The sequence below is a fragment of the Acidaminococcus sp. AM33-14BH genome (assembly GCF_003603525.1).
GTDB classification, from domain to species: Bacteria; Bacillota; Negativicutes; order Acidaminococcales; family Acidaminococcaceae; genus Acidaminococcus; species Acidaminococcus intestini.
Window position 1 is genome coordinate 1 of record NZ_QTNG01000022.1, and the last position, 8,548, is coordinate 8,548.

The 8,548-nt window shown below is 41.7% G+C and carries 8 protein-coding genes; 3 read left to right on the forward strand and 5 right to left on the reverse strand.

What is annotated here, in order from left to right; translation table 11 throughout:
* Window positions 1-78: 78 nt before the first annotated feature.
* The 3 genes from DW817_RS10445 to DW817_RS10455 are packed head-to-tail and all read right to left on the reverse strand — an operon-like array spanning window position 79 to window position 3,110.
* The gene (locus tag DW817_RS10445) at window positions 79-1,563 is read right to left on the reverse strand and encodes a tripartite tricarboxylate transporter permease (protein ID WP_120112407.1); all 1,485 of its coding nucleotides are present in this window, start codon (window positions 1,561-1,563) and stop codon (window positions 79-81) included.
* Window positions 1,564-1,574: 11 nt separating this feature from the next.
* A complete protein-coding gene (locus DW817_RS10450) occupies window positions 1,575-2,105 on the reverse strand; it encodes a tripartite tricarboxylate transporter TctB family protein (protein WP_120112411.1) in 531 nt (176 codons plus the stop codon).
* 9 nt (window positions 2,106-2,114) lie between these two features.
* On the reverse strand, window positions 2,115-3,110 hold the full coding sequence (locus DW817_RS10455) for a tripartite tricarboxylate transporter substrate binding protein (RefSeq protein ID WP_120112415.1): 996 nt from the start codon (window positions 3,108-3,110) through the stop codon (window positions 2,115-2,117).
* Window positions 3,111-3,264: 154 nt separating this feature from the next.
* Between DW817_RS10455 and DW817_RS10460 the strand changes: the two genes are divergently transcribed.
* The gene (locus DW817_RS10460; RefSeq protein ID WP_120112423.1) at window positions 3,265-4,197 is read left to right on the forward strand and encodes a LysR family transcriptional regulator; all 933 of its coding nucleotides are present in this window, start codon (window positions 3,265-3,267) and stop codon (window positions 4,195-4,197) included.
* Between the two features lie 35 nt (window positions 4,198-4,232).
* On the opposite strand, the gene DW817_RS10465 is transcribed toward DW817_RS10460, so the two are convergent.
* Together DW817_RS10465 and DW817_RS10470 are read right to left on the reverse strand one after the other, a co-directional pair.
* Window positions 4,233-5,543, reverse strand: coding sequence for a lactate racemase domain-containing protein (locus DW817_RS10465; protein ID WP_120112426.1), 1,311 nt, complete (start codon window positions 5,541-5,543; stop codon window positions 4,233-4,235).
* Between the two features lie 20 nt (window positions 5,544-5,563).
* Window positions 5,564-6,469 carry a LysR family transcriptional regulator gene (locus DW817_RS10470; protein WP_120112429.1) on the reverse strand — a complete coding sequence of 302 codons (906 nt, stop codon included), beginning with the start codon at window positions 6,467-6,469 and terminating at the stop codon, window positions 5,564-5,566.
* 138 nt (window positions 6,470-6,607) lie between these two features.
* Between DW817_RS10470 and garD the strand changes: the two genes are divergently transcribed.
* Window positions 6,608-8,122, forward strand: coding sequence for a galactarate dehydratase (gene garD / locus DW817_RS10475; RefSeq protein ID WP_120112432.1), 1,515 nt, complete (start codon window positions 6,608-6,610; stop codon window positions 8,120-8,122).
* An 84-nt stretch (window positions 8,123-8,206) separates the two neighbouring features.
* On the forward strand, window positions 8,207-8,497 hold the full coding sequence (locus tag DW817_RS10480; RefSeq protein WP_120112435.1) for an MBL fold metallo-hydrolase: 291 nt from the start codon (window positions 8,207-8,209) through the stop codon (window positions 8,495-8,497).
* The last annotated feature ends 51 nt before the right edge of the window (window positions 8,498-8,548 follow it).

Below are 8,548 nucleotides of genomic sequence, written 5' to 3' on the forward strand. Positions count from 1 at the left end.
TTCCTAAAAGGCGATTTAGTTGTGGGGCACCCCAACATTTGACAAAGAACCAATAAAAGAAAGGAGAGAAGAAAGTCGTTATGCGTGAGCAAATCTCAATCTGATTTGTTTGATAACGGACCAAATGAGAACCCCGATGGAAATGCTCAAAAAGACAGCTGCAATAGGCGATTCAAAGAATTTAATGAAGCTGTTGTCCGTATACTGCATGCCACGAATCAAATTCTGTTCAATCGCTTTTCCCAATACGAGCCCCAAGATCATGGGAGCCTGCGGATACTTATACTTTGACATAAAGAAACCAATTACACCAAAGACAAGAGACGTCCATACGTCAAACATACTGTGGTTCGTTCCATAGGTCCCAACAATGCAAAGGATGAAAACGACAGGGAAAAGTATGTATTTGGGCACATCAAGGATTCGCACAAATACCCGAATACCGCCAAACTCGACGATAAGCATGATGAAGGTGGCAACGATTAAACCGGCAAAAAGACCATATACTAGTTCCCCATTATTTTGGAAAAGAAGCGGACCGGGAACAATGCCATGGAGCATCAAACCGCCAAGAATAATAGCCGTAACTGTATCGCCGGGAATCCCTAAGGTAAGAAGTGGAATCAATGCACCCCCAATAGACGCGTTGTTAGACGTTTCAGAAGCAACAATTCCGCCCATATAGCCAGTGCCATATTTCTCCGGATGTTTACTTTGCTGACGAGCCACACTATAAGCAACAATATTGGAGGTAGCCCCACCAATACCGGGAAGGATACCGATACCAATCCCAATCAGGGCAGAACGAATAAAGTTGACGAAATGATCCTTGAATTCCTGAAAAGTAAAACCAAAGCCCTTGATTTTATAAGAAAGGATTGTCCCTTCTTTCGCCTTTATTCCTTCAGATGCTTCTTTCAATATTTCCGCCGTCGCAAAAAGGCCAATCATGACAGGAAGTTGAGAAAATCCATTTTCCATTTCGTTGAATCCAAAGGTAAAGCGTGCGGACCCAGTAATATCACTAATCCCGAAAAGAGAGATAACTATACCAATTATGCCTGCCATAACGGCCTTGAAGGGATTGTCCGAAATCATGGCAGCAATCATCGTAAGAGCAAAGACGCAGATAGAAAACGTTTCAATAGGCCCAAATTTCAGAGCAAGTTCAGCAAGAGGCGGTGCAATGAAGAAAAGGGCTCCAATGGAAAGGACCGTCCCCAAGAAGGAATAGACAATCCCGATACCAAGAGCGCGGCCACCTTCCCCTTTTTCAGCCATTGGTGCTCCATCAAAGGTAGTCGCAACGGAGGATGGCGTGCCAGGAATTTTAAGCAAAATAGCGGAAATGAGCCCGCCGGACGTCCCGCCTACATAAAGAGCAATCAGCATAGCAATCCCATCAAGGGGTGACATACCGAAGGTAATCGGCAAGCAGAGCGCAACCCCCATGGTCGATGTAAGACCCGGGATGGATCCAAAAATAATGCCAACAATAACACCGATAAAGATAACGGCAAGGGTTGTTGGATTAAAAACAGACAAAATACCTTCTAGTACCATAACATTTCTCCTTAGAAAATCCCAGCCGGAAGAAGCAGAGAAAAGACTTCAACAAAAAGCGTATTCACCGCAAAAGGAACAATGAGGGATAATGCGGCAAAAATGATGTAGTGTTTTTTATCACGCAACTGCTTAGGAACAAAAATACACATTTGAATGAACATATAAATGCAGGATGAGAGGATAAATCCCAAAATATTCAAGGCAGCAATGTAAAGTAGCAGGAGGACCAAGGTCCCAAAAAAGCCTTTTAGGTCAGCCGTAATACCTTTTACATGATCATCAGGAGTTCCCTTTTCCCACAGCAGAAGACCAATACTAATCAATACCCATAATTTTGTGCAAACCTTGGGCATGAAATCCCCACCAATTCCAATTGATGAGCCAGGATCGATGCCATTAGCAGAAATCATCAGGCCTACACCAGTGAGGAAAAGAACAATATCAATGATATATTCGGAAAGTTTTCGCGTTCCCATATAAAAATCCTTTCCTGGAAAAGATTTGGCTGCACTAGGCAGCCAAATCGAGGATCCATTCATTTGGTGATGTTACTGGTTTTTGGCAACCTGAGAGAATTGAATCTTTTCAAGTGCCTTTTCAAAAGGAGCGAACTTTGCAAGTCCATCTTTACCTGCAAAGAAGGCAGGTTTCTGGAAATACATATCATACAGTTTCTTCTGATATTCCTTATCGTTTTCAATGATGTCTTTTGCAGCCTCATTGAAAGAGTCAATCAGCGCTTGATCCGTTCCTTTCGGGAAGGCAACAAAGTAGTAGAACGGGACGTAAGCATCAAATCCTTGATTCTTGATGTTCTTTAAATTAATTTTCTTATCGGGAACAACAAGATCATTTTCACCATCCATGGCAAGAGGAACCATTTCGCCTTTGGCAATGTAGTCCTTCACACCGCCATAAGGAGAGAAGATAACATCCACATGACCGCCAAGAAGCGCCGTTAATCTGGAAGCGGCTGCGCCAGCGTCAACCATTTTCAACTGAAATCCTTGTTGGAGTAGCTGGGAAGCAATGACATAAGACGTAGCGCCCGTCTGGACGGCGATTTTCAATTCATTCGGATGCTCTTGAGAATATTTTTTGAGTTCTTCAAGAGAATTGATACCAAGTTTCTTATTGACAACGATGACGTTACCAGGGTTTAGACCAACGACAGATGCGAAAGAAAAATCATCAAACCCGAAGTCAGAAGCCTTGCTGGCTTTATTGACGACAAAAGCGGTGTGATTGAAAAGGATCATACTGCCATCTTTCTTGCCGTCTTTAACTTTTCTGGAACCTGTTGCGCCACCATTACCCGTCACGTTAGAGACAACAAAGTTGGATCCCAATTTTTTACTTAATTTCTGGGCAAGCAGGCGAGCATTGAAGTCCGTGTCCCCACCGGCACCATAAGGGACGATAATTTCAACGTTCTTCGGCCATTTCACTTTACTTGTTTCGTTGTTTGCCTGCTTGTTGCCTCCACAGCCAACAAGAGCAAGCATTGCTGCAGCTAAACCAACACATACTGCTTTTTTTAACATCTTTCTTCCCCCTTCTACCAACATAGGTCGAAAACTCTAGTTCTCAAAATTTTCCGACTTTCTTGATACTTCAATTATATTGCTCTATAATGAAGATGTACACTTAATTATAGGCTCAGAAATACTTAATTTTTTTAATGGTAAAGGGGAATCAATGGACACAAGACTGATAGAGCACATCATAAAAATTGCAGATGAAAAAAGTATCACAAAAGCTGCAGAACAACTTTTTTTGACACAATCCGCTTTAAATCAGCAACTTTTAAAACTAGAACGAGATCTTGGCACCGAACTCTTTGTGCGAAGTAAATCGGATTGGCGACCAACAAAAGCAGGCGAAATCTATCTTGAGGGTGCAAAGGAGATGCTTCGTATAAAAAGACAAACTTATACGAGTATCAGTGATGTAACAGACAGCTATAAAGGAACATTAACAGTAGGAATGACCCCTTTTCGAGGCCCAGATATGTTCATTCACGTATACCCGATGATTCATGAAAAATACCCTAATTTAGTTATTATTCCGTATGAGCTCAATGTCTATAAAATGCAGTCACTTGTTGCTTCCGGAGTCTTAGATATAGGATTCATGACACTGTTTGACGAACAAAAGCAGGAAAACGAGTATGATAATTTGTTTGAGGAAGAAATTGTCATAGCAACTCCAAAATCACTTAATCTCAAAAATGTTGAGTACAATAAGGAAAGTAAATATCCATGTATCTCTTTGCAAGAAATAAAGAATCAGCCCTTTATTTTTCTGCGAAAATCAACAACTATGCGACCAGTCGTTGATAAAATTTTTAGGAATGAAAAGGTCGTTCCAAAAATTTTATTTGACACAGCAAATCCCTCTACGATTTTGGAAATGGTCCGTGCGGGACTCTGCTGTGGTGTTATCGCAGAAACCACAACAAAAAAATACCAAGAAGGAATCAATTACTACTCATTTCGTTCACCAGTTAAATGGCATATGATGGTCTCTTATGAAAAGGGGACAGAACTTAGTAAAGCTGCAAAGCTTTTCATTCAGACTGCGCATAGTTATTGGGTCAATACATTAGTAAGTAAGGGAATCTCCAAATAACCACGGAGACTCCTTTACTTACTAATGTAATTATTTTAAAGCACAACCGGTGTTAATAAATTTCCCTCTTCGTCAAAATCCATGTATTGCGGCTCATCAATTGCTTTCAATCCATCATATTTTCCTTCCACAACATCATTATAATAAGCCTCAGAAAGCATAATCTTTCCAATGTGAAGGCTGTTAGGGATGCGAATGACACGGGCATGTTCCTTATCAACCCCATTTAACGTGCGGATGCAGAACTGGATGCTTTCCTTGTCCGTTGCCATAATAATGGGCATTTCTGCCGACCGAATGACCGTGTTGGTGATAGTATTTGGATACATCATCTGTAAGTCAATCTTATCAAAGAGACGCTTGGAGATACAGCTGGCAAGGCCCGTCCCGAGGGCGTTGCCATGAGAAGCTTCCGTTAGATCAAGAAAACATGTCCGCTGCACTTTGACGCCGCCATGGGCATAAGGCGTGGAGAAGGTTCCTGTAATGTTGGGGTCAACGCCGGTGCCGCTGTAATTCTTCCCAATCTCGTCGACGATGAGTACATCGCATTCACCAACGATGAGCCGGGGCATATTGCCAAAGGCTTCTTTAAGAAGCCCCGGTTCCTCCGTTAGGATGTCATCTCGATGAACCACTGCAATTCTAGCTGTTTCGTCGTAAGCATTTTCAATGGTACAGACGCCCATGAGAATGGGGGCTTTATCGAGAATGACTTTGGCGTTTGCTGGAAGGTTCTTGGCAATGACGCCCATGCCGTCGCTGTGGACGCTTTCGGCGCCTTCCTGTTTGCCGAGGCCAACAACCATCATCTTGCAGAACCCGCTTTCATAGGGGCCACGAAAGGCATTGTGGGGCTTTACGCGGCAGGAGACGATGATGCCGTCGGAATGATAGGCAATCTTGTCTAGATAAACAGGTTTTCCCAGTTCACTCGTCCCCAAAAGGACAGTTTCCATGGAAGAGCGGATAGGGCAGCCCATCCTTTCCTCCGTGATGTTGTAGCCTTCGAGGATCTGGAGCTGTCCTTCTGCTGTTGCCCCACCGTGGCTTCCCATGGCAGGGACGATAAAGGGATGGGCCCCCTTTTTCTTGACGAAATCGACGATAGCTTTAGTGATGACGTCGACATTGGCAATGCCGCGGCTTCCTGCCGTGATGGCAATGTTCATGCCCGGTTTGATAAGATCCTTGACACGCTCCCCTGCCATAGCTTCCCAAACAGCGGCAAGCACATCTTCCCGTTTAATGAGCGGACGAGGAAAAATCTGTTCTGCCCGGAACATCCTCGGAATGGGGACTCCTTCCAATAACTTTGAGACAACGCCGCCTCTAACAATTTCCATAAAATACAACCTCCCTACTTTTACAAGTGCAGTTTTTTATTATTTAAAAAGTCATTTATGATTTCATTAAATTGGTTTACTAATTTTTGCCGAGATGGGCTCAAATACTTATGTGTTACTTTATAGCATATGCGATTCGGTGGTGGATTGGTTAGACGATATAATCTCAGGTCCTTTTTTCTCAGCAAATCATATTCTTCAAGATGATACGCAAATGATTCAGGAATAATGCTCCATGTATCTTTGGATAATAGGCTTAATAATGCACTTGATGTTCCTATATCAGCTAAAGGCTGCACTCCAGAATCAAAAACCTGCTTGTGCCAAGATAAAAATGTTGGTGACCAGTCAGCAAGAAGCTCACGTTGAACATCGAGCTCATTCGGAGATATTTCGGTTTTGTCCGTCCCCAGATTGCCTACTACAAAGTGCGTCTCAGAAAACAACGGAACTGTTTCCAATAATTTACTCTGTCTTTGTCGGACGACAAAACCGCAATCAATTTTATGCTGTTCCATTTCGTTATAAATATGAAAAGAAGGATATGTATAATAAGTGAAATATATAGGGTCATGCTTTGCAGTAGGACTAATAAATTCTCTGAATAGCGAACTAAAAAGAAACGTCATTGACTCAACACTGCCTATACGAAAATCATGAAAATGTCGATGCAGATGAAATCCTAATATCGTTCCATTAAGTGACATCCATTGCTCGGCTAACGGAATAAAAGCTACTCCCGCTTCTGTTAAGCTAAATATTCGTTTTCCTCGGCCTCGATTCACCAAAACCTCTTGGAGTTCGTTCTCAAGAGAATACAATCGGTGGCTTAGCGTAGATTGTGAAATCGCCAACTTATCAGCAGCTGTTGTAAAACTGCGGCATTGAACCAGGGTCAAAAAAGTATGAATCAGCTCGGTATCCATAAGTCTCCTCCGACCGTATAATTTATTTTATAGATAATATACTACTATATTATCTATTTTACAATACATCAAGATTGTGTTATTCTGAAAATACAAATTTTTCCATTTTTTCTTTTAATATTCAATGGGAGGCATTTTATGAAAAACTATATTGTTAAAATCAATTCGTTAGATAATGTAGCTATTGCCGTTGAAGATCTTCCTAGTGGCACAATAATAAATGAAGAATTAACTGCAATAGAAGAAATCCCTCAAGCACACAAAATTGCATTGGCCGATATTCCAAAAGGAGGAGAAATTAGGCGCTACAATACAATCATTGGATATGCAAAAGAAGATATAAAAAAAGGTCGTTGGATCAATCAATACATGGTTAACCTCCCCACAGCCCCAACTCTTAATGACTTGGAGTTTGCAACAAATATTGTGACTGACCTCCCTACTCCGCCGCAGAATTCTTGGTGGGGATATCGGAACCCAAAAGGTGGCCCCGCCGGAACCAGGAATTTACTGGGAATCATGACAACCGTACAATGTGCTGCTGGAGTAGTCAAAATTGCTGCTGAGCGAATTCGGAAGGAATTATTGCCAAAATATCCAAATGTTGATGATGTCGTTCCTATTAGTCACGATTATGGGTGTGGTGTCGCAATCAATGCCCCAGAAGCTAAGGTTCCTATACGCATTTTACAAAATTTAGTCCATCACCCAAACTTTGGCAACCAAATCATGGTTGTGGGGCTAGGTTGTGAAAAATTAACGGTAGATAAATTATTGCTGCAAGATGAAATTTCACCTCAAAATATCATTATTTTACAAGAAGAGCATGGTTTCGAAGGAATGGTCAGCTCAATCATGAAAATGGCTGAAAAGAAGCTGGCTATTCTTAATCGAAGAAAACGAGAAGAATTACCCCTAAGTGATCTAATTGTTGGTTTGCAATGTGGCGGCAGTGATTCCTTCTCTGGTGTTACAGCAAATCCAAGCGCCGGTTATGCCGCAGATATGTTAGTTAAAGGTGGGGCAACGGTCCTTTTCTCCGAAGTAACTGAAGCTCGTGATGGAGTCCACCTGCTAGCCCATCGATGCATAAATTCTGAAGTGGGGGAAAAACTCGCTAATGAAATGGCATGGTATGATCAATACTTGAAAGCTGCAAATGTAGATAGAGATGCAAATCCAGCTCCAGGAAATAAAAAAGGTGGACTGGCTAATATCGTTGAAAAATCTATGGGTTCCATTGCCAAATCTGGCACATCTCCAATCGTGCAAGTTCTCTCACCTGGAGAAAAACCCAAAGCCCATGGATTAATTTATGCAGCAACACCTGCCAACGATTTTGCTTGTGGGCCTTGTCAATTAGCATCTGGAATGGGAGTACATGTTTTTATGACCGGGCGTGGCTCTACCTACGGTCTTGCTATGGCTCCAGTAATAAAGGTTTGTTCTCAAAATAAATTGAAAAATCAATTGTTTGATGTAATTGACGTAAATGCAGGACCCATTGCTACTGGTGATGCTACTATTCAATCAGTGGGCACAGAAATTTTCAATCTCATCATTGATGTGGCCAGCGGGAAAAAGAAAACTTATGCTGAACAATGGAAAATTCATAATGACATGTGCATTTTCAATCCAGCACCTTTAACTTAATAATATGCTACAAGATCCGAATAGTCACACATTCTATATGATACATCAAAAGAAGTTATTCTGTTAGAAAGGAGGCTTTGCTGCTTGAAAATTATCACGTTTCTAGATAATTGTGAAAGTGAGAACAGGAGCTTAATTGAAAAATTTGGACTATCTTTCTGTCTAGAAGTCAGCTCATCAAAAATTCTTTTTGATTTTGGTCCAGACGCTACGGCATTATACAATACAAAGCATCTAGGAATTCCCCTTAACCGAATTGATTTTGCCATAGGAATTCACGGTCACTTTGATCATGCAGGCGGTTTTCCCGACTTTTGGGAGCGTCTATCGCATACCTGTTTCATTGCAGGCAAAGGTTGGTTTAATGAAAAATAGGTTCTTTGTCAAATGTTGGGGTGCCCCACAACTAAATCGCCTTTTAGGAAC